The following is a 19,971-nucleotide window of genomic DNA, read 5'->3' as shown; positions in this document are numbered from 1 at the left end:
CTCGGGCTGAAGAGCCCAAGCCCGAGCCAAAGTTAGTTAAACCAACCTAAAATTCATCCAGAGCTTGTGACAATTGCAACTGTCGAAAGTAAATGCCACAAAATCATTCAAAGGTTCTATTCATGATATGCCATGGAAAGCTTACAGCACTGAAATAACTGATCGACCTTCCTCTATGAAGCCAACCCAAGTAAAACCTAGCCAAAATTTATATGGGTCGCCGCCAATGCTTTAAACTCAGTGGACTTCATGACCTTTTCAAGGTTGACCGCATTAGCAACTAGATAATCTACGATCTGCTTTAGCTTATCGCTGATCACATTCTTTCTCATGTCATTCAAAATCTGTACAGCATTAATTTTGCAGTATTGATTGGACAGCACAACATGTAGCTCAGGCCGATAAAAAGCGACCAACGCTTGCACAACATTATCGTCACCCAGCTTTGCGATGAATGAATCATATACGGGGCGTCCCGCAGGAGACACCCCAGCATTGTAAGAGACACCATTCCCAACCCTGCATATCAGAATAGCCCGAATAATTTTATCTCTGCGCTCATGCGGAATATCAGCCTCACTTACAATATAGCTGAGCAACTTTCTCGCTGGAGGGACCTCGTTGTAGAAATTATTCCAGCCATTATGGGCGGATAACAACTCATCGACAAGCTCATCAATAATTATGACCCTTGCCTCAAGTGATTTATATTTGTTGCCGTTGCAAAATTCAAAAAACTCATTGCCATCAGCAAACTTTTCGTTATGCAAATTTGCTCTATACCCATCTAGCTGCACGCCGAGCTTGTATTTTAGATTGTCATCTGATGACGCCCACACAAAGGGTGACACAAGCGATATGTTTTTCTTTAGTATATTATTGGCGCCCGCACTTATGTACATTCCAAATATAGTCTGCAACACATTATCGCAATTTCTAGTATGGAGCTCCTTAATAGCACCTTGCATATGCTGCAGCGTGGATACATCTATCACCGTAGTCTGATTACGCAAATTCTCAACGAATGCTTTAACCTGCAACGCAGCGGCAGAAGGAGTGTCGTTAATAACCTCTTGAACGCAAGTCTGTAGCCAGCCCATTAATTCAAACGCATTTATATTTGCATCATTCGGATGACTTGCACCAATATCATTCCGCATAATGAGAATATGGGTCAGTTTTTTATAAGTTATCTCTGAAATCAACTCAAGTTTGTGACAGCTATCTAACAGCACTTTATCTTTCAACCCTGAAAGGTCTGCCTCCGAAGAAAATAAATCTCTAAACTTCCCTCCAACAGCCGCGTCAAAAAACAACTCTAAACCGTAGATTATTGTTTTCTTTCTGAGATTAAGAACTACTTCATTCCATACATAATTGAGAGCTGCGTCAAACAAACCTATTGCACTTGCAGCTGCAAACTTCGAAAGGTATCTTGAGTCTCTCTTAAGCTCAGGCGGAAGGGACATTACGAATCGTGGGAAATTTTCTTGAATCACTTGCCGCTCCGCTGGAACAGCAAGAATGTTTTCCTTAGGAAGACCTAGAGATTCTAGAAACTGGTCGAATTTATTGAAGTCAGTAGTAGATATCTGGTTTTGCAACTGAGCATTAACTACGTCGCTGGAACTCATATTCTCTCCTTAAAATAACGAGCGTGGACTCTCAGCCATATGGCAATTTGCCACAACAAGGATAATAAAGGGTAGTCTCAGAACCGAAATTTGCAAAGAAAACTAAAGTCAAGCGTTGCCTAGGGCGGTCGATGTTGGATTGCTATCGACAGAGGAATCGTCCCGAGCTACATCCCCCCATTGAAGGGCTGTTATTGGTCGTTCGTACGGGAATGCGTAGGTGAATGTGAGCTAGACAATATGCCACCTGCACATAATCATGCTTCGCGAGGCTTGACCTGTACGTCGGATGCTTGAAACGGTTCGTCACCGTTGTCGGGGCGGATTAGATAGGCGTGGAGGTGTCGTAATAGCAGTTTTTCAACAGTCCCAGTTACTCCGTCTCGCTCGCCAGATACTACAGTCAAGCGGTCACTAACGCGAAAACGGAGCTTCGACAGTGCTGCTTCGTCGATTGCTCGATTCCATATCGCCTTTTTTTCCTTGGTATCCGGGTCGTCGATTCCCAGCATACGATCCGTGAAAACATACGATTTTCTCAAAGGCTCAACTGCATCTGAAGCCTTTCCTGACTCCAGCAGTTCGAGTCCGAGCCGAAACGATTCAATACGAAGACTTTCCAGAATTGTGTCGTCAAATGGATAAGAGAATCTCACCCATTCTGAAACCTGGCCCTCAGGATTTTTAACCTGAAACTCATAGCCTCGCCAACTCAAAGGTGCTTCCGGAGCCCCATCACCAGTAGAAATCTCTAGGTAGTCTCCGAAATAAATATTGGGAAGCTGCCAGAAATAATCGCTGTTACCTGCAGGTAAGCCTTCATCGTTTCGGCGGTATGTACACACCACGCCGGGCACGAAGTTATCCCCTTTAAATATTAGTGCTGCGTAATAGCCTCGATGAAGTTTGTTTTCTTGATATCCTACGGGGGACCAAGTAACTTCGGTCAAAACCGGCACGGCCCGCTGTGCGCCTGCAGAAGCGTGGTATCCCCGTAGTGCAACCTCCTTTGAATTGTGGAATGGTACCCGCCCCGGCTGCTTGGGCATCATTTGCGTCCGGACCATGGTCAACCAAGATATGTCCTTCATCGCCGCGCTTGTCAGGGCGAGACGTGAAGATGTCAATGCTGCCTGCGCTTGCTGTAATTCTGCCGCGAGACGGATGGCCTGTTCTTCAAGTACTGTTGCGCGCTCTGCAGATTTGTCCCGAGTCTCCGATAACTCTTTTTCAAGACTGTCATGCTTCAATTTGAGATCGTCGACTCTTAGAATAAGGGAAGGGTCGATTTTCCCGAGAATGCTGTGCCGAAGTTCCGGCGACAGTTCGCCCAATCTTTCCAATATTTCGTTTATATGGGCTTGCTCGTCGGAGGCGGCCCCGTCTTTCAGCCGTTCCAGTAATTGAGGTAAAAAAACGTGGAGATCTACGCCGGCGTAAAACTGAGCCCTACCCCTGCTAGTCGCTGGCGCGAGCCTAGTAAATACGTGAGCGTACTTACTGCGAATAACATCTTCGTCTGACTCATAAAATGTCCAAATGACATCTGGATTCAACTCCGTATCACTGACGAGATCTGACAGGCTGGACATGAAAATGTCGTCCCAGCCCCCACACCCCATAACAACCAATGTGCGGTTCTGCAGCAGTCGCTCAAGTGAGCGTTTTAGTTTATTGCGGCGGCTTCCGATTTGGTAGGAACGTGCAATGTATCCGTACCATACCAATAGCCATGCAGGTGCACTATCTGGATACCAGGGCCTTCGGATTGGCTGAGTGCCCCATCGTCATGCATCATGATGCGGATATACATACCGTGGGAGGTGCGAATGGCGGTCTGGATCAATGGATCAAAGTTTGTCGTCAGGACGGTCTTGCCCAATCTTCCCGAATGATTTGCCAGAAGCTTGCCCAGGGCAATCAGCGACGGGCGGAGATGCCATCCAGCAAAGTCGTCGTCGAGAGCTCTGCACGAGTTTAAGTCTAGAGTTTCCTGTGTATTGGCCTGACTCGAGGTCACTTTGCGTGACTTAAAAACTGCACGACGTATCACCTCGTTAGCTGCATCCTGTCCACGGTAGGCCTGCAATTGCTGAAATGCCTTTTGATACGCGGCTCCCTCGTCCGGTTGATCGCGAACGGGCGCAAATGCACTTGGTGTGTCCATAAGCGTTGCTTCTACGAGGCTCAGGATGCCAGCAACACTGGGCACGCCGGGAGCACCCTCACTTTCAGGTAGGGACAGTGCAGATCCGAAGAAGAAAATAATTTCTCTTGATGAGTTGGCGACCCTCTCAAGGAGTACGTCGTAGTTATGGAAAGTCGGACTGGGATTTGTCACAGGCACGCTCTGGGGCTCTGTAAAGATTCAATAGCGAGGGATGGTGTTGCCATCGTACGTGTTTTTCGGTTCGTGAAGATACCTATGATGAGGAAGTATACCCGGCCTCTGCATAACTGACTGATGGATTGCTGATTGCCTCTTGAACGGCAGTTATTGGCCCGTAGGGGACCTTCTAGGCGAAAGCCCCTATTTCGATAACACCCGCTTGAATCATCACATACCGCTCCTGCCAGAGTATTCATTGATGTAACACCTATTTGCCATGTAACACGCATATCAGCAAACCAGCCATAGCTGTGTAACGCAAAATAAATCATTTAAAATCATATAGTTATATACTTACGTAACACGCGCAACACGATTTGTTAGGGTACCCCCTAGCCCCACTAATATCGCTCCTCCAGCGAAGGGAGATCGCTCAGGCTCTTGGCTTTGGTTCGATAGTGGGGACCCTGGAGCACTCTGGAAGGTACGGGGTATGAAACCCGCAGGATCGTGTTAGCGGAAAGTCACCCAGCTTAGTGAACAGGTGAACCCGGTGAACTCCAGTTCACCTGTGCATTTGCCCTACCGCTTGGCCTCTGCGAACACCATTACCAATACGGTAACGATGCCCTTTTTTCTTCAAGATCCTTTCAATTTCAACATTGAAATTTCAATAAACTGGCACGACTGCCGCTAACGCGGTACCGCGGGTTTCATGCCCCGTGTGCTCCAGATAGTGCCAGCATCCCCAGCGCCATTCTGGAGACTGATTGCATTCTGCCATCCTCCAGCTACCCTCCTTCCGTGCTGGTCTTAGCGAAACACTGCGGGCAAGGCACACATAGCTAAATGCTGAGTCATTACCGATCCGACACACGGAAGCGAGGACTAACTAATGCAATCATTTATCGTGAATAGAAACGTACAGACCAACGGCGACTACGAAGTGCATAACACAACGACCGGTTGCAGCTTCATGCCGCGGCCGGAGAATCAGGTATCACTCGGAAATCATCTAACGTGCACTGGCGCTGTCAGTGCCGCTCGAGGGGCAAATCCCACACTAAAAATTAATGGTTGCTTCTATTGCTGCAAACCTTGCCATACCAGCTAAATTCCTGGCAGAGCACGGTTGGTTTACTGATTGTTCGTGCACAGATTTATGATTGAGGGATCTCAGGCCCAAGCAGCATGTATCCCCGCGTGTATCCCTAACCATGTAATCCAGCTGTAGACCACGGATTATATGGAAGGCTCCAGTCTCCTTCGGGGCACCATCTTAAAAAAAGACCTTGAAATTCAAGGTCTTTTTTTTCGCCTGTAGAAAAGTGGCCAGCCCGCGAAATGACCGATCGCCGCCGTCGCCACCTTGAAATGCAGTCTCCTGTGGGAGCTGGCTTGCCTGCGAAAACGCCAGCCCCCTCCAATCAGAAAGTGTACTTGGCAGTGACCGTAAAGTTACGCGGATCACCATACACATCGTACGGACTCCACGTAGAGTTACTGGCAATCCCCTGGTAGTACTTTTTATCGAACAGGTTGTTGATGTTCAGTTGGGTATCGAGGTGTTTACTGACCTGGTAGCCAGCCATCAGCCCCACCAACGCATAGGCTTCCTGTTCGATATGGTAGTTGCCGAAAACGTTGCGGCCTTTATTGAAGGTACTGCTCTGGCTGTAGACGTTTGCACCGACACGCAGCTTGTTCAGATCACCCTGCAGGTGGTAGGTGGTGCTGGCCTTGAACATGTGGCGAGGCACGTCAGTGTCGAACAGGGTGCCTTCCTTGGAATTGTCCGCATCCTTTTTGTACTTCGCCTGAGCGAAGGTGTAACCGGCGCCGACCTGCCAGTTTGGCGTCAGTGCACCGTTGATCTCCAGCTCGATACCCTGGCTGCGAACTTTGCCAGCGGCTTCGTAACAGCCATAGGCGCCGACAGGAATAACCCGGCAGGTGCTGGCGTCCGCCACTTCCGCCGCGCGGTTCAGTTGGTCGATCTGGAACAGCGAGGCACTGGCGTCCAGTGCGCCACCGAAGTATTCGCCCTTGATACCCACTTCGTAGTTTTCGCCGGTGATGGGCTTGATCCCGGCGCCGTCGCTGTTCTTTTCGCTCTGGGGCTGGAAGATGTCGGTGTAGCTGGCGTAGACGGAGTGGTTGCCGTCCAGGTCGTAGATGAAGCCGGCATAACGGGTGACGTGGCGCGTTTCCTTGGTTTTGCCCGAAGTGTAGTACTGGTCGTTGGTCTCGTTATAGATCGAGGTCGAGTCGTACCAGTCCAGGCGCGCGCCGAGAATGAGTTTCAGCGGGTCGGCGAGATTCCAGCGCGTGGTGACGTATAAGCCCTCTTGATCGACCTTGTCGTTGATGGAGTAGATATCGGGAACGAACGGCCGGGGCGTATTCGGGTTGAAATGGTTGATGTCGATATTATTGATGAAGGTCGTGCCACCCACGGCCTCGGTCTTGAGTTGGCGCTTACTGGCGCCGACTACCAGCTCATGCTGACGCCCCATCAGGGCGAAGGGGCCGCTGGCAAAGAAATCATAGGTGGACTGGTCGTAGTCACGCCCTTGGTTGAACACTCTTTGCCGGTAGGTCGTGTCGTTGTTACGTTCCAGGACCGCACCCACCAACTTGAAGTCAGACCAGTTTTTCGAGGCCCCTGCATGCAGGCGCCAGTCGTTGTCGAAACGCTGGTCAAGCTCGACAAACAGCGTTTTGTTGTCGATGTCCTGGTGCGACCAGCTGTAGCCGAACGATTTGGAACGGGAGAAGCCCATGTGGCTGCCGTTCGGGTTCACCGGTAAGCCGCCCCAGTTGATGTTGTTATTGTCGTTCTGATCGGATGCACCCACGGTCAGGGTGGTGCTGTCGGTCAGGTCAAACTCGGTGACGCCGTAGAACACGCCGCGCTCACGCCCTGCGTAATCCTGATAGCTGTCCTTGTCGTGGTAGGCACCCACAAAACGGCCTCGCACGCTGCCGCTGTCAGTAACCGGGCCGGACACATCCAACTCACTGCGATAGTTGTCCCAACTGCCGGCACTGCCGGTGATACTGGCCTGGAACTCTTTGGTGGGACGCTTGCGCACCATGTTGATGGCTGCCGACGGGTTGCCGGCGCCTTGCATCATGCCGGTGGCGCCACGGACCACTTCGACACGGTCGTAAGGCGCCAGATCGGCGGTGGCGACCCAGTCGGCGTTGTAAGTGGTCGGCAGGCCATCGAACATAATATTGGTGATAGGAAAGCCGCGGGCGAAAAACTCGCTGTTGGCCGGGCGCGCAGCCGACATTCGCAGCCCCGGGGTGGCCTGGACGACATCATCGAGACTGCGCATGGCCTGGTCATCCATGCGCTGGCGCGTAATCACCGTCACGGATTGCGGGGTCTCGCGCAGGGACAACGGCAATTTGGTTGCGGTCTGCATGACCCCAGTGGTGTAGGAACCACTGTTCTCAGTGGCTGCCCCGAGGCTCAGGCCGCTGACGGTGGTAGCGCCCAATTCGAGTGCATCACTGTCGCGAGTGCGCGCGACCAGCAAATAGTTGCCGCTGGCAGTCCGAATAGCCGCCAGGCCACTGTCGACGAGCAGGCGGTTGAGGCCTTCGTGTACGCCATAATCACCACGCAGCGCCGGCGCGCGTTTGCCTTGCACCAACGCCGGATCAAAGGGAAGGCTGATACCGGCAACCTGGGCAAAGCGGTTGAGCGAGTCGTCCAGCGGCCCGCCCGCCAAATCGTAATGACGGCTGTCGACGTTTTCTGCCTGCACCGCAAAACTGACCAGGGGCAGGCTGGTCACACCGGCCAGCAAAACACTACGCAGGGTAAGCGCAAGCGCACTGCGCTGGAGCGGCTGAGGGAAAGTAAAGGCAGAGGACATGGACGCTGAGCTCCTTTCGAATGACTGAATGTATTTCCTGTCTGTCGAAGGGCTCGGAAAAACCCGTAAACGTTTTTGAGATTTTTTCTCATCGCGTTTAACGGGCAACGAGGCGGGTCCAGAGCGGGGTAAAACGTTCAACACGTACGGGCAACGAATCGCTCAATGCACTCAGGGCCCGGTCAATGTCATCAAGCTGGAATACGCCGGATACTTCCAGTTGCGCAATATCCGGATCACAGCGCAGCCAGCCGTGACGATAACGCGCCAGTTCGGCGGCAAGGTCGCGCAGCAGCATGCGTTTGGCCACCAACTGGCCACGTGTCCACGCACTGGCGTTAATGCTGCTTACGTCGACACGGTGACTGCCGTTGGCATCGATCACATATTCCTCGGCGGCAGCGATCAAGCCCGGCTCGCCTTGGCCATGAATAGCCACCACACCGTCTTCTACACGCACTCGCGTGCCCTGATGGTCGTCACGCACGGCGAAAGCGGTTCCGATGGCCTGCAAACGTGCGTGCGGGGTGCTGACCCAGAAGCTGCGGCGCCCGTCCGGCGCGGCGTTGTCCTTGCCGGTATCGATGAAAATTTCGCCACGGCGCAGTCTGATCAGTCGGTGCTGCGCAGTGAATTGAACGTCCACCACACTGGCGGTGTTCAATTGCAGGCGGGTGCCATCATTGAGCATGAACTGGCGTCGCTCGCCGACCCCGGTGGCATAGTCCGCTCCCCAGGGTACCCACGTGCTTTCGCGCAGCGACCAGCCGCCCACACCGCTGACCACAAGCCCCATCCCCAGCAACTTGATCGCGTGGCGCCGGCTGTGGCGACCACTGTTCAGGCTTTGTAGGGTATCCAGCGCTACTGTGCCGGGTAAAGCGGCCAAGCCCTGGAAAGCCGCGTCGCTTTTGCGCAACGCTTGCCAGGCGGCTTCATGCATCACATCGGCTTGACGCCAGCGTTGGCAGGCCTCCAGCAACTCGGGATTCGAGCCACCGGACTCGATCCTGACCAGCCAGCCGATGGCCTGGTCGAGCACAGCGTCTGGAAGTTCGGGAAGAGAGTGAAGGCTCATCGTTGGGCCAGGTAGCAGTGGCGGATGGCGCTGGCCATGTACTTCTCTACCGAGCTGAGACTGACGGCCAGGCGCTCAGCGATTTCCTTGTAGCTGAGGCCCTCGAGGCGCGACATCAGGAAGGCCATGCGCACCTTGGGGAGGAGGCCATTGAGTAATGCATCTACGCGAGACAGTGTTTCCAACAGAATCAACTGCGACTCGGGCGATGGCACCTCGGCTTCCGGCAGGTGCGCAATGGCCTGCAGGTAGGCTCGCTCGATCCGCTGCCTGCGAACCCGATCCACCAGTACGCCACGCGCCACGGTACTTAACCAGGCACGAGGCTGGCGCAGTTCCTGCAATTGTTCCGGCTTGCCGAGGATCTGCACAAAGATATCGTGGGCCAAGTCGGCAGCGTGGTCGCCATGGCGCATTCGCTTGCGCAACCAACCCAGCAGCCACGCGTGATGATTGACATACAAGGTGCGAACATCGACGTGAGGCACTGGGGGAGTGGATGACGACGACACGGAAAGCCTCGGCCTGATAGATAGATGCATTTGAGAACTGATCTCATCCTAGTATCAGCGAGTTGCAGCCATCAAGTAAAGAATGCGTTTATCCCTGTCTTTCCGAGACTGCGCCGATATCAATGCCGCCGACCCTATCCAGCCTGGTAGCTGACACCTGCACCCAGGCCTTTTTTTTCGACCAAAGAACAGTGATCATCGCCCTCCCCCAAAAAACAGAGGCACCGAAACCATGGAATTGACGCTGGAAGCGGTTGCGCTCTTTGCACTGAAACTGGTGCACGAGACGGACGGCGGCAGTCCGGTTTTGCGGGATGACCTGGTGATGGATGGGTATGAGCGCGAAGTGTTTGGGCTGCTGGTGCGCCAGGGAAACCTGGCGGCTATTCAATCCAAGATAGCGGACTGTGTTGATCAGGCACTTGAGGCATTGGGCGGCGCCAATACGGTGATGGGTCGCGAACTGCAACGGTTGGCGACTGATGTGCAAAGCGTGGGTCAGCTTGATGAACTGCCGGCGCCGCTAAAAGCCCTCAAGGATTACCTTAAGGACATCCAGTAAGGCAGCCTAGCGCCGCCCTTCAACCGCCATCCGCACCGCCAGCCCCATCAGCACCGAGCCCATCAGCCAGCGCTGCACCACTTGCCAACCCGGCCGGGTGACGAAAAACACCGCGATGGAGCCCGCCATGGTGGCAATCGCCGCGTTAACACTCACGCTGATGAAGATCTGCGTAAAGCCCAGCACCAGGGATTGCGCCAGCACACTGCCATGGCCGTTCGGATCGATGAACTGCGGCAGCAGCGAGAGATACATCACCGCCACCTTGGGGTTCAGCAGGTTGGTCACCAGGCCCATGGTGAACAGCTTGCGCGGGCTGTCCTGGGGCAGGCTCTGCACTTGGAATGGCGAACGACCACCCGGTTTGACCGCCTGCCAGGCCAGGTAAACCAGGTAAAGCGCACCGCCGAAGCGCAGGGCGTCGTAGGCAAAAGGCACTGCCATCACCAACGCCGTTATCCCCAATGCCGCGCACAGCATGTACACCACAAACCCCAGCGCCACGCCGCCCAGCGAGATAAACCCCGCCGTTCGTCCCTGGCAGATCGACCGAGAAATCAGGTAAATCATGTTCGGGCCGGGCGTCAGCACCATGCCGAGTGAAATCAGCGCATAGGCCAGCCAGCTGGACAGTTCAGGCATTCTTCGGCTCCTGGGGTATTGTTCTGTCGACGTGAAACATTTGGCCAACGTTGCAGGGTTGGACGCCATGGTAGGGCGTTCAAAATGCGCGCGTTAGATACAGATCCGCGAGCAAAACGTCATACACCCACGGCACTACTTATCTAAGGACCGGCCCATGATCGACTTCAACAACAAAGGTTTCTTCAAGCTCAAGCAAAACAACGAATACGCCGAACGCGTCTCGGCCCTGCTGCTCGACGGTGAAGAAGTGATCGACGCCTACAAGGCCATGCGCGACGGCGTGGTGTTCACCACCAAGCGGATTATTGCGGTCAACGTGCAGGGGATTACCGGCAGCAAGAAGGACTTCACGTCGCTGCCGTACAAAAACATCGTCGCGTATTCGGTGGAGACATCCGGGACGTTTGACCTGGATTCGGAGTTGGAGATTTACTTTTCGTCGCTGGGGAAAGTGAGGTTTGAGTTCACGGGGAAGACGTCGATCGTGGAAATCTCGCGGTTGATTTCCAAGCATCTGCTGGGCTGATCCGCGACAAAAAAAGACCTTGGCGTCCCAAGGTCTTCTTCATTGCTCACGCCAAGGAAGGCAGCTACGCAGTGGTGGGCCTGCTGGCGCGCTGCAAAATCAACAAGCCCTGAGTGCATCGGTCACTGAATAACGTGTTCGACCGCCAGTATTACAGCGGGTATGGGCGATACAACAGCTGCTTCAGCGGTGACCCACGCCATCTGATGGTGGGGCTCAAGTATCAGTGCCGAGGGCCGCTGGTAAGCCGCTGAACTTTCCCACGCAACTCATCGAACAAAGCGCATATCTGGCGCTGATTCGCCTCCGTAGGCTCACTACCTCGCACAAGGAAGTGAACCGCTCATGTCAGAACGCTTTTATCCCCCCACCGAAGCAGAGCAACTCAAACAGCGCATCCTGATTCCGCAGCCATTGCGTGTGCCGTATTCACCGACGGTTGATTTTTTCGAGCCAACCCCTGCCCCGGTACCCACGCTGGCCAAACCTTGCGGCTGCGTTTTCATCAAGCCCTGCCAACTGCCTGACGGCGTCACCCATTACTTCAACCCTGCGGGGTATGTCCCGTTGGAGTTGGTCAAGGAGTATGGCCATTTAAGCCTGCTGGGTGGGCGTGAGGTGGACAGCCGGGGCGCAGTTGCCTTGCGCAAGATCAGCGGCAGCACATTGCCCGTTGGCCTCGGGCAGTTGGCGTTGCGTTCGGCGGTTCTGGAGTCGGCGGCCACTGCCGTCGGGTCCGTCGCCGGAGGCTTGTTGACGGGGTTGGTGGCGCTGGCCTGGCCGTCGGAGCTGGGTGATAGCGCGCTCTACAGCGAGGAGCAGTTGCGTTCGATGCAGCGGGCGCGGTCGCAGATGCGGTTGCATATTGAGCAACGCGAGGACGGTACGCTCAAGGGGTATGGGTTTTACACGGGTAACCATGCCGATTGGCAGATGATTGATGTCGTGCAGTTTCAAACCCGTGGCGATCAGTTTGTGGCGGACTTGGACGAGGGCGTGGAGCTGATCTGGACGCCCGCCGTTGATCCAAGTGACACGCTGGGTATTCCAGCCTTGGAGGCTGCGCCGCAAGCGCCGGTAATCTGGATTTATCCGCCGACGCAGAAGGCCGCACAGATTCTGGTGAACCCGATTTATCCGCCGAAGTATCGGGATTTTATTCTGGTGTTCCCGGTGGAGTCGGGGGTTCGACCGCTGTATGTGGTTGTCAGTGTCAAGGCTGGGGATCACAAGTACCACAAGGCGCCTAATACCGAACAAATTACTGGCTTTGCAGGCCTGATCAAAGCAAAACCCATGACTCCCAGACAGGGAGGCGCCGGGTTAAGAGAGCGTTGGATTGAGGAAAAAGGCCGGAGAATCTATGAGTGGGACTCTCAACATGGGGAGTTGGAAGTTTATCTAGCAAGTGATGGGAGCCATCTAGGGGCGTTCAGCCACTTAACCGGCGAGCAGCTAAAAGAACCGAAGAAAAAACGAAATATCAGAAAATAGCTGTGAGGGCTACATGGGACTAAAAGTGAGATTGGAGTGGTTCGACAGAACCACAGAGCAGTTACGTGGCGCGGAGGACTCGGCGGATATGGGAGACGACTATTCCGCGATTTCCGAGCTTGGATTGTCGACAGCCGAAGATGTCAATAACGGGATGTTTGAGCTGCGCCGGGAGTGGCTACCACTGATACAGACACGTTTTTCTCATGAAATTGCTCTTTCAGAAAGCGACTACTTCATCGCGTTTGATTACGAAGATGCAAACGAATAACACAGACTTCGAGAATTCAGCTGAATGCGCAGACTGTCACTCACAAACAAAAAACTCCGCAACATCCCCAGGCACCTCAGAGCTCTGACCCGCTGGGCAGACAGTTTCGAAGGCTGTTTTTACGAAGAGTTACCGCTGCGACCCGACTACATAAACCTAAAAATCCCAGTTATTGAAAACCTTGTTGAAGGCAATCAAACCACACCGGAAATTCTGGCGCATTGCGCTCAACAGATGATCAAGGTTGCAGGTCACCTGGTTGAAGCACGATCAGACGGTGACCCTGAGTGCTGGATTGTCGCCTGCATCATGGTCCCGGACATGTTCTCAAGCCGAGTCTGTGTCTACACCGAAAAAGCCCGCCATCTCGGCCACACCCAGCCCTTTGACTACGAGTACTTTCGCCAAACCCGCATCATCGGCCGAAGCCTTGCCCGCGAATGGGAGTTGGTGGTTCCGCCAGGCCTCCACGAAGTTGGCTTTCACTTCATCCACGAGGACGAAGAAGGAACCGTCTTCGAGTCAGAGCATTGGTACTTCGGCGAAGTCACCACGACCGATGAAGCCCCTGGCACAGAGCGTTGGAAGTATCAAACCTTCAAGTCCTTCCGAGCACAGCATCCACATTTATTTGGTCCGTCCACTTAACTCGCCTTCATCTCACCACCAGTCCCCCATACACACCAGATATCCCGGTTGCGTCTTCACCAAAAGTGCCGCAATCGCCGATAGAGAGAGGCTTCCAAAATGCTGATGAAAATCAGACTGCGATGGTACGAAAAACACAGCAATGATTTGAAGGCGGATGAGTATTCAGCGGATATCGCAGATCCAGACAGTGTTTTTGAAACCTTGGGTTTAGGCGAAGAAACCGCGATATACGCCGACGTATTCAACGTTCAACCTAACTGGATAACGATTATTCAGCCGTACTTCCAGCACATGATCGAACCCGACCGCCTCGACTACCAAATTTCCTTCCGGTATCAAGGCACCTGGCCACCCTTTACCACGCAAACGGTGGGCAAAACCCACCGTTTAATCAACTTCGCTTAGCCCTCTTTCGCCTCACTCCCTTCCCCTCCAATCAACAACCGATTCGCCGGATCCGTAATATCAAACACCTGCTGGGCACACGCCGCACTATTGAGCCTGAACTGGAACTCAACCAGATACACCTTGGCCTTTTCCGGGCTGAACGTGCTCATCACCGGGCCGCAGCTGTAGTAAGCGCCGTTGCCCTGGCTTCTCGCTGAACTGGAGACGGTGAGTTTCTTGCCTGGATCCGCTTGGAGTTCCAGCTGAGGAAAACGCTTGAACCCGGCGCTGGCGACGGTCTGGTTGAGCTTGGCGATCCAGTTGAAGACTTTGCCTTCGCCGGTGTCCATGACGGTGCCGAGGGTTTCCAGGCGCTGGTCGGGGTCGCCTTCGCGGCGCACGGCGAATTCGACAGGGTTGGTGCCACCGCTGGCCTTCATGATGACCTTGGCATGATCCGCATCCACGGCCACGGTTTTCTGGCGCAGTTGGATACCGTCCTTGAGCAGGCTGGGCGATGAGTCGCGTTGGTTGGATTGGCAGGCGCCCAAGGCCAGGGCGAGGGAGAGCAGCGCGATTCGCTTCACGGGAGGATGTCCTTATCAAGGTGAGAGTGAGTGATGACTGGACCCGAGTTTAAACGGATTGTTCCGCACTGAAACGGCGAGCTGTCACACTTCGGGAAGGCGGCGATGCAAATGCGCAGGTCTGGCAGGCATACCGAGGTGATCCTTTCGCAGCCTCGCTAAAGCTCGACAACTCCCACAAGTGAGCTTCGTCGCGCCGGATATTGCGATCACCCAGGGGATTGAAATAAGGGTGACACCGCCAATCCCCTGTGGGAGTTGTCGAGCCTTAGCGAGGCTGCGAAAGCGGTGGTCCCGGCGCAGAAAATGCCAGCAATGCCGCCTTCGCAGCCTCGCTGGGACTCGACAGTTGCTCCCACACTTGGGCTGCGTCGCGTCGGATATTGCGATCACCCAGGGGATTGAAATAAGGGCGACACCGCCAATCCCCTGTGGGAGTTGTCGAGCCTCAGCGAGGCTGCGAAAGCGGTGCATCAGCGCACGCTGAACACCAGCCGCGCACATAACCCGCCTTGCTCCAGGTTATGCAATGCCAGACGGCAGCCGATCTTGCCGACGATCATCTCGACAATCGCCAATCCCAGCCCCGCACCGTTGGCATTGCCGCGGCTGTAAAAGCGTTCGAACAGGCGCGCCAACTCCGTCTCGTCGATCCCTGGCCCCTCATCCTCCACGCTCAGGCAATCGGCGCCAATCACCACTTTTACTTCGCTGCCCGCAGGGGAAAAGTTCAGCGCGTTGGTCACCAGGTTTTGCAGGGCGATGGCCAGTGCCACCGGCTCGGTTTCGACCCAGCACTCTTCATTGCCTTCGAGCACCAGTTCCACGCCGCGCTCCATGGCCAGCGGGGTCAGTTCGGCGAGTTCTTCGCGCACCAGTTCGGTGAGTTGCACGGGGATGCGCTTGGGGTTGTTCAGTTGCGGTTCGATGCGCGCCATGGTCAGCAGCTGGCTGCCAATACGGGTGGCGCGGTCGACGCCATTGACCAGGAAATCCAGGGCCTCGCGCTGTTGCTCCGGAGTCGCGGCGCTTTGCGCGTTCTGGGCGTGGATACGCAGGATCGCCAAGGGTGTACGCAGTTCATGGGCGGCATCGGCGATGAAGCGGCGCTCGCGCTCGAGCAGGTCGTCCACTTGGACCAGCAGTCGGTTGAGTGCGGTTTGCATGGGCTCAAGGTCAGTCGGCAGGGGCTTGAGGTGCAGCGGTTGCAAGGTGTCGGTATTGCGCCCACGAATCGACAAGACCATCGCGCGCAGCGGTTTGAGGCCCCAGCCGATCACCAGCCAGATCAACAATGTCAGCAGCGGCACGCCGATCAATGTGGGCCACAGCGTGTGGCGCACGATGCGCTGGATCAGGTCCTGGCGAATGTCGTCGCGCTCGCCCACCCAGATCAGCAAGCCCTGTTGCGGATCGGCGAGCAGGAAAGCGCACCAGTCGTTGCCGTTGTCGAGGATGTCGTGGGAACCGAATGTGGTCGGCGGCGCTGCAAGGATCGGCGCTTCGGCGGAGCGCACCAGCAACTGGCCGTCAGTGCGCCATACCTGGAAGGTCAACCGGGTTTCATAAGGATGGGCGACGCCCTCCACGCCGACGCGGCTCATGGCCTGGTCAAACGCCTCGTACAACCGGTCCCAGTCCGCTTCGCCGGGATCGCGCTGGCGCAAGACACCTTGCAGCAGGCGCGCACTCTGGGCGAGCTGGGCGTCGTAGACTTCTTCGATTTCGTGGTGGCTGTCGCGCAATACCAGCCAACTGATCAGGGCGTCACCCGCCAATATCAGCAGCAAGACGGGGATGAGGATGCGCGCGCGAACCGAGCTCATGGTTTGAGCACCAGCACATAGCCGACACCGCGCACAGTGCGGATCAGTTCGGTGGAGAGCTTTTTGCGCAGGTTGTGAATCAGCACTTCCAGGATGTTGCTCTCGACGCGGTCCTGCCAGCCATACAGCGCGCGGGACAGCCGCTCGCGCGTCACCACCTTGCCGGGGCGCACCATCAGTTGGTGCAGCAGTTGGTATTCCATCGGTGTGACGATGATGTCTTCGTCCAGGTAGCGCACTTGCTGGGTGGCCGGGTCGAGGTGGATGCCAGCATGCTCCAGCATCGGTTGCGCACGCCCCTGGCTGCGGCGCAGCAGGGCACGCACGCGAGCCTTGAGTTCTTCTACGTCGAAGGGTTTGACCAGGTAGTCGTCGGCGCCGGCGTCCAGCCCGGCGATGCGCTCGGCGGTGCCGTCGCGGGCGGTGAGGATCAGCACCGGCACGTCGTGCTGCTCGGCGCGCAGTTGCTGCAACAGGTCGAGGCCGTCGAGGCGCGGCAGGCCGAGGTCGAGCAGCAGCAAATCGAAGTTCTCCGTGCGCAGCGCATGCAGGGCCGCGACGCCATCCTGCAGCCAATCGAGGGTATAGCCCTCGGCGCCCAACGCCACCCGAATCCCCTGGCCGAGGGCACGATCATCTTCGACAAGGAGCAGGCGCATAGCAGAATCTCTGTAGGAATCGGCGGCATCATGCCGGGTTATGACACGGGGCATTTCGGCAAAGATGTTACGGCTCGTTGCCAACTAAGGTTGCGCTAAGGTTGGTTTTGCACTGTGAAACCTCCCACTTCTGCTGAGAGCTTTTCCATGCGCAAAATTCTCCTGCTGTCCCTGATTATCGCCAGCCCCCTGGCCATCGCCGGCCCGCAGTGCACCACCGCCGAGCGCTCGCAATGGCAAGACGAGAAAGCCTTCCAGGACAAGCTCAAGGCCGAAGGCTACACAATCAGCAAGTTCAAGGTTACCGACGGCAACTGCTACGAGATCTACGGTTTCGACAAAGACAAGCGCAAAGTCGAGATCTACCACGACCCGGTCACCGGCAAAGCCGTGAAGACTGAGATCAAAGGCTGATGCCAGGCGAATCCCTGCGCCTGTGGGACCCGTTGGTGAGGCTGTTTCATGTGTCGATCGCCGGGGTCTTTGTCGCCAATTACTTCTTCAATGAAGCGGGCGATGACTGGCATGTCTGGCTGGGCTACTACGCCATGGCCTGGCTGCTGGTACGGCTGGTGTGGGGATTTGTCGGACCGCGCAGTGCACGTTGGGCGGACTTTTGGCCTACGCCGAAACGATTGGGTGCCCACGCGCGCTCGCTGCTCAACCGCCGCCCGCTGCACCGGTTGGGTCATTCGCCCATTGGTGCGCTGGTGATGCTGTTGATGTTGCTGGCCTTGCTGACCCTCGGCGTCAGCGGCTTCCTGATGCAGGAAGTCGATGCGCTATGGGGCGCCGATTGGCCCCAGCAAATCCACGAGACTGCCGCCAATGTGCTTCTTGGCCTGGTCTGCGTGCATGTGCTGGCCGCGCTGTTTGAAAGTATCCAGGTGCGGGACAACCTGCCGTTATCGATGCTCACCGGTCGCAGGAAGCGCCTGCCGGATGAGCGTGCGCAGTAATCCTTTTGCCGACAGGTTCCCTATGCGCTCCGCCTTATTGATTTGCAGCCTGCTGGCCGTATTCTTCGCGGCCTGGCAAAGCCATCCGCCCCATGTGCTGGCCCCGTTTGCCGAGACCAGCCCGAACCCCGCAAAAGTGGCGGCGCCGGCGCAATACACCAGCCGCTTCGTGTCCACCCAACTCACTGACTTTGTGCATTCCTCGTCCGTCACCGCCCTGCCCGGCGGCGATTTGATGGCAGTGTGGTTTGCCGGCTCCCGCGAAGGCGCGGCCGATGTGCAGGTACGCACCGCGCGCTTTGATGCGCAAAGTGGCGAGTGGGGGGCCGAGCAGGTGCTGGCCACGCGGGAAAGCACTCGCGACGGCACCCAGCGCTATATCCGCAAGCTGGGCAACCCAGTCATCGCCCTCGGGCCGGATAAACGCCTGTGGATGTTTTACGTATCGGTGTCAGTCGGTGGCTGGGCCGCCAGTGCGATCAATCTGATGGTCTCGGAGGACCTCGGCGCCAGTTGGTCGGCGCCAAGGCAGTTGGTGACCTCACCGTTCTTCAATATCAGCACCCTGGTGCGCGCCGCCCCGGTGTTCCATGCCGACGGCTCGATCGGTCTGCCGGTGTACCACGAGTTCATGGGCAAGTTTGCCGAGTACCTGTACTTGAGTGCCGATGGCGCAGTGATCGACAAATTTCGCATCAGTCGCGGCAAACACTCGCTGCAACCGACCATCGTGCCGCTGGACGGCAAGCGCGCCGTAGCGATGTTGCGCTACGCCGGCGACACCCATCACCGGGTTCTGGCCAGCCGCACCGAAGACGCCGGCCAGACCTGGAGCGAGCCGTACCCGCTGGAGCCGGCTAATCCCAACTCGTCGCTGGCTGCGGTGGGCACGGTGGACGATGGGTTGCTGGTGGCCCTGAACGACCTGGAGGATGGCCGTTTCAAACTCAGCCTCTACGGCACCGACGCCCAGCTCAGCCAATGGCGCACCGTGGTGCAACTGGATGAGTCGCCGGACCCGCTCGGCCAACCGTTCTCCCCCGAAGCCTATAAGGCGATCATCGGCGAAGGCTTCCGCGCCTCCAGCGGCGCCCGGCGCCTGCCGCTGGAGCAGCGCTTTCTCAGCAACCTCGACTACCGCGTGTGCAAACCCCAAGGCTGCGATTTCGAATACGAATACCCGTACTTCAGCCGCAGCCCGGACGGCATGTACCACCTGGTGTACTCGTGGAATAACACCTTTATCAAACATGTCAGCTTCAACGAAGCCTGGCTGGCGGAGCGTCTCTGATGGTTTCGATGTGGCAGGCGCATTTGAGTTTTGTACTGCTGGGCTTTGTGTTGCTGTGCGCGCTGCGCTTCACCGCCCCCTGGCGTCCGTGGCTGCTGCCGGTGCTGGTGGCGGTGAGTTTTATCCCTATCAACGAGCTGCCGCTGGCGGCGTACGTGCGCAGTTTTACCGATGACCTGGCGATCAGCACCCTGGTGTTGTTGGCGTGGGTGGGCTTGAGTCGCGTGGGCGTGGTACAGCCGCTCAACCGGCAGCACCACGTGCAAATGTTGCTGCTGTTTGGCCTGCTGAGCCTAGTGCTATACCCGGCCACGCTGGGCCTGACGTATTTCGATCCCTACCGCTGGGGCTTCAATCCGCGGCCGATGATTGTGCTGGTGGGCGCGGCCGTGCTGTTGATGCTGTGGCTGCGCAATGCGCTGGCGGTGTGGATGCTGGCGGTGGGCACCCTGGCGTTCGCGCTGCGGCTCAAGGCTTCGGAAAACTACTGGGACTATCTGGTGGATCCGCTCTTGGCGGGCTACTGCGTCGTGGCTGGATTAATGCAACTCAACCTGTGGGAGCGGGCGTGCTCGCGAATGCGCAGTGTCAGGCAGCATCTCTGGCACTGAACCACCGCGTTCGCGAGCACGCCCACTCCCACATTTGATCTGTGGTGTTGTTGAGAAGA

The 19,971-nt window shown here is 56.2% G+C and carries 20 protein-coding genes; 10 read left to right on the top strand and 10 right to left on the bottom strand.

Annotation, left to right across the window (positions count from 1 at the left end; genetic code table 11):
- Positions 1-197: 197 nt before the first annotated feature.
- The 6 genes from BBG20_RS26105 to BBG20_RS26080 all read right to left on the bottom strand — a co-directional run bounded on the left by BBG20_RS26105 (position 198) and on the right by BBG20_RS26080 (position 9,473).
- Entirely contained in the window at positions 198-1,634 is a 1,437-nt protein-coding gene (locus tag BBG20_RS26105) for a hypothetical protein (protein ID WP_065908595.1), read from the bottom strand.
- Positions 1,635-1,891: 257 nt separating this feature from the next.
- The gene (locus BBG20_RS26100; RefSeq protein ID WP_141697321.1) at positions 1,892-3,226 is read right to left on the bottom strand and encodes a hypothetical protein; all 1,335 of its coding nucleotides are present in this window, start codon (positions 3,224-3,226) and stop codon (positions 1,892-1,894) included.
- A gap of 74 nt (positions 3,227-3,300) precedes the next feature.
- The gene (locus BBG20_RS26095; RefSeq protein ID WP_141697320.1) at positions 3,301-3,975 is read right to left on the bottom strand and encodes an SIR2 family protein; all 675 of its coding nucleotides are present in this window, start codon (positions 3,973-3,975) and stop codon (positions 3,301-3,303) included.
- A 1,415-nt stretch (positions 3,976-5,390) separates the two neighbouring features.
- Positions 5,391-7,853, bottom strand: coding sequence for a TonB-dependent siderophore receptor (locus BBG20_RS26090; RefSeq protein ID WP_065908590.1), 2,463 nt, complete (start codon positions 7,851-7,853; stop codon positions 5,391-5,393).
- A 97-nt stretch (positions 7,854-7,950) separates the two neighbouring features.
- A complete protein-coding gene (locus tag BBG20_RS26085; RefSeq protein ID WP_065908589.1) occupies positions 7,951-8,931 on the bottom strand; it encodes a FecR family protein in 981 nt (326 codons plus the stop codon).
- Positions 8,928-9,473: a sigma-70 family RNA polymerase sigma factor gene (locus BBG20_RS26080; protein ID WP_065908587.1), complete on the bottom strand. Its 546-nt coding sequence runs from the start codon at positions 9,471-9,473 to the stop codon at positions 8,928-8,930. Before BBG20_RS26080 ends, BBG20_RS26085 begins: the two co-directional genes overlap by 4 nt.
- A gap of 202 nt (positions 9,474-9,675) precedes the next feature.
- Between BBG20_RS26080 and BBG20_RS26075 the strand changes: the two genes are divergently transcribed.
- Positions 9,676-10,005 (top strand): hypothetical protein, encoded by a 330-nt coding sequence (locus BBG20_RS26075; RefSeq protein ID WP_065908585.1) that lies wholly within the window; start codon positions 9,676-9,678, stop codon positions 10,003-10,005.
- A gap of 6 nt (positions 10,006-10,011) precedes the next feature.
- On the opposite strand, the gene BBG20_RS26070 is transcribed toward BBG20_RS26075, so the two are convergent.
- Complete coding sequence (locus tag BBG20_RS26070) at positions 10,012-10,647, bottom strand: LysE family translocator (protein WP_065908584.1); 636 nt, start codon at positions 10,645-10,647, stop codon at positions 10,012-10,014.
- 157 nt (positions 10,648-10,804) lie between these two features.
- On the opposite strand from BBG20_RS26070, the gene BBG20_RS26065 reads away from it, so the two are divergent.
- The 5 genes from BBG20_RS26065 to BBG20_RS26045 all read left to right on the top strand — a co-directional run bounded on the left by BBG20_RS26065 (position 10,805) and on the right by BBG20_RS26045 (position 13,997).
- Entirely contained in the window at positions 10,805-11,176 is a 372-nt protein-coding gene (locus tag BBG20_RS26065; protein ID WP_065908583.1) for a PH domain-containing protein, read from the top strand.
- Between the two features lie 345 nt (positions 11,177-11,521).
- Positions 11,522-12,670: an S-type pyocin domain-containing protein gene (locus tag BBG20_RS26060; protein WP_065908582.1), complete on the top strand. Its 1,149-nt coding sequence runs from the start codon at positions 11,522-11,524 to the stop codon at positions 12,668-12,670.
- 13 nt (positions 12,671-12,683) lie between these two features.
- Complete coding sequence (locus BBG20_RS26055; protein ID WP_065908578.1) at positions 12,684-12,941, top strand: colicin E3-like toxin immunity protein; 258 nt, start codon at positions 12,684-12,686, stop codon at positions 12,939-12,941.
- A 24-nt stretch (positions 12,942-12,965) separates the two neighbouring features.
- The gene (locus BBG20_RS26050) at positions 12,966-13,589 is read left to right on the top strand and encodes a DUF3916 domain-containing protein (protein ID WP_065908574.1); all 624 of its coding nucleotides are present in this window, start codon (positions 12,966-12,968) and stop codon (positions 13,587-13,589) included.
- A 99-nt stretch (positions 13,590-13,688) separates the two neighbouring features.
- Complete coding sequence (locus BBG20_RS26045) at positions 13,689-13,997, top strand: colicin E3-like toxin immunity protein (RefSeq protein ID WP_065908572.1); 309 nt, start codon at positions 13,689-13,691, stop codon at positions 13,995-13,997.
- On the opposite strand, the gene BBG20_RS26040 is transcribed toward BBG20_RS26045, so the two are convergent.
- The 3 genes from BBG20_RS26040 to BBG20_RS26030 form a co-directional block, all read right to left on the bottom strand.
- Positions 13,994-14,566 (bottom strand): hypothetical protein, encoded by a 573-nt coding sequence (locus BBG20_RS26040; RefSeq protein ID WP_065908570.1) that lies wholly within the window; start codon positions 14,564-14,566, stop codon positions 13,994-13,996. The genes BBG20_RS26045 and BBG20_RS26040 overlap by 4 nt on opposite strands.
- Positions 14,567-15,039: 473 nt before the next feature.
- The gene (locus BBG20_RS26035; protein ID WP_065908568.1) at positions 15,040-16,392 is read right to left on the bottom strand and encodes a sensor histidine kinase; all 1,353 of its coding nucleotides are present in this window, start codon (positions 16,390-16,392) and stop codon (positions 15,040-15,042) included.
- Positions 16,389-17,051: a response regulator gene (locus BBG20_RS26030; RefSeq protein WP_065908566.1), complete on the bottom strand. Its 663-nt coding sequence runs from the start codon at positions 17,049-17,051 to the stop codon at positions 16,389-16,391. The genes BBG20_RS26035 and BBG20_RS26030 overlap by 4 nt, the downstream gene beginning before the upstream one ends.
- A 147-nt stretch (positions 17,052-17,198) precedes the next feature.
- On the opposite strand from BBG20_RS26030, the gene BBG20_RS26025 reads away from it, so the two are divergent.
- Genes BBG20_RS26025 through BBG20_RS26010 form a run of 4 tightly spaced genes read left to right on the top strand, consistent with a single transcriptional unit; the run spans position 17,199 to position 19,912 of the window.
- Entirely contained in the window at positions 17,199-17,465 is a 267-nt protein-coding gene (locus tag BBG20_RS26025) for a PepSY domain-containing protein (protein ID WP_065908564.1), read from the top strand.
- Complete coding sequence (locus BBG20_RS26020; RefSeq protein WP_065908562.1) at positions 17,465-18,010, top strand: cytochrome b/b6 domain-containing protein; 546 nt, start codon at positions 17,465-17,467, stop codon at positions 18,008-18,010. Before BBG20_RS26025 ends, BBG20_RS26020 begins: the two co-directional genes overlap by 1 nt.
- A 22-nt stretch (positions 18,011-18,032) precedes the next feature.
- The gene (locus BBG20_RS26015; protein WP_065909846.1) at positions 18,033-19,301 is read left to right on the top strand and encodes a sialidase family protein; all 1,269 of its coding nucleotides are present in this window, start codon (positions 18,033-18,035) and stop codon (positions 19,299-19,301) included.
- Entirely contained in the window at positions 19,301-19,912 is a 612-nt protein-coding gene (locus tag BBG20_RS26010) for a hypothetical protein (RefSeq protein WP_065908561.1), read from the top strand. Before BBG20_RS26015 ends, BBG20_RS26010 begins: the two co-directional genes overlap by 1 nt.
- The last annotated feature ends 59 nt before the right edge of the window (positions 19,913-19,971 follow it).

It is taken from the genome of Pseudomonas aylmerensis (assembly GCF_001702265.1).
GTDB classification, from domain to species: domain Bacteria; phylum Pseudomonadota; class Gammaproteobacteria; order Pseudomonadales; family Pseudomonadaceae; genus Aquipseudomonas; species Aquipseudomonas aylmerensis.
This window is presented reverse-complemented; position numbering and strand designations above follow the sequence as displayed.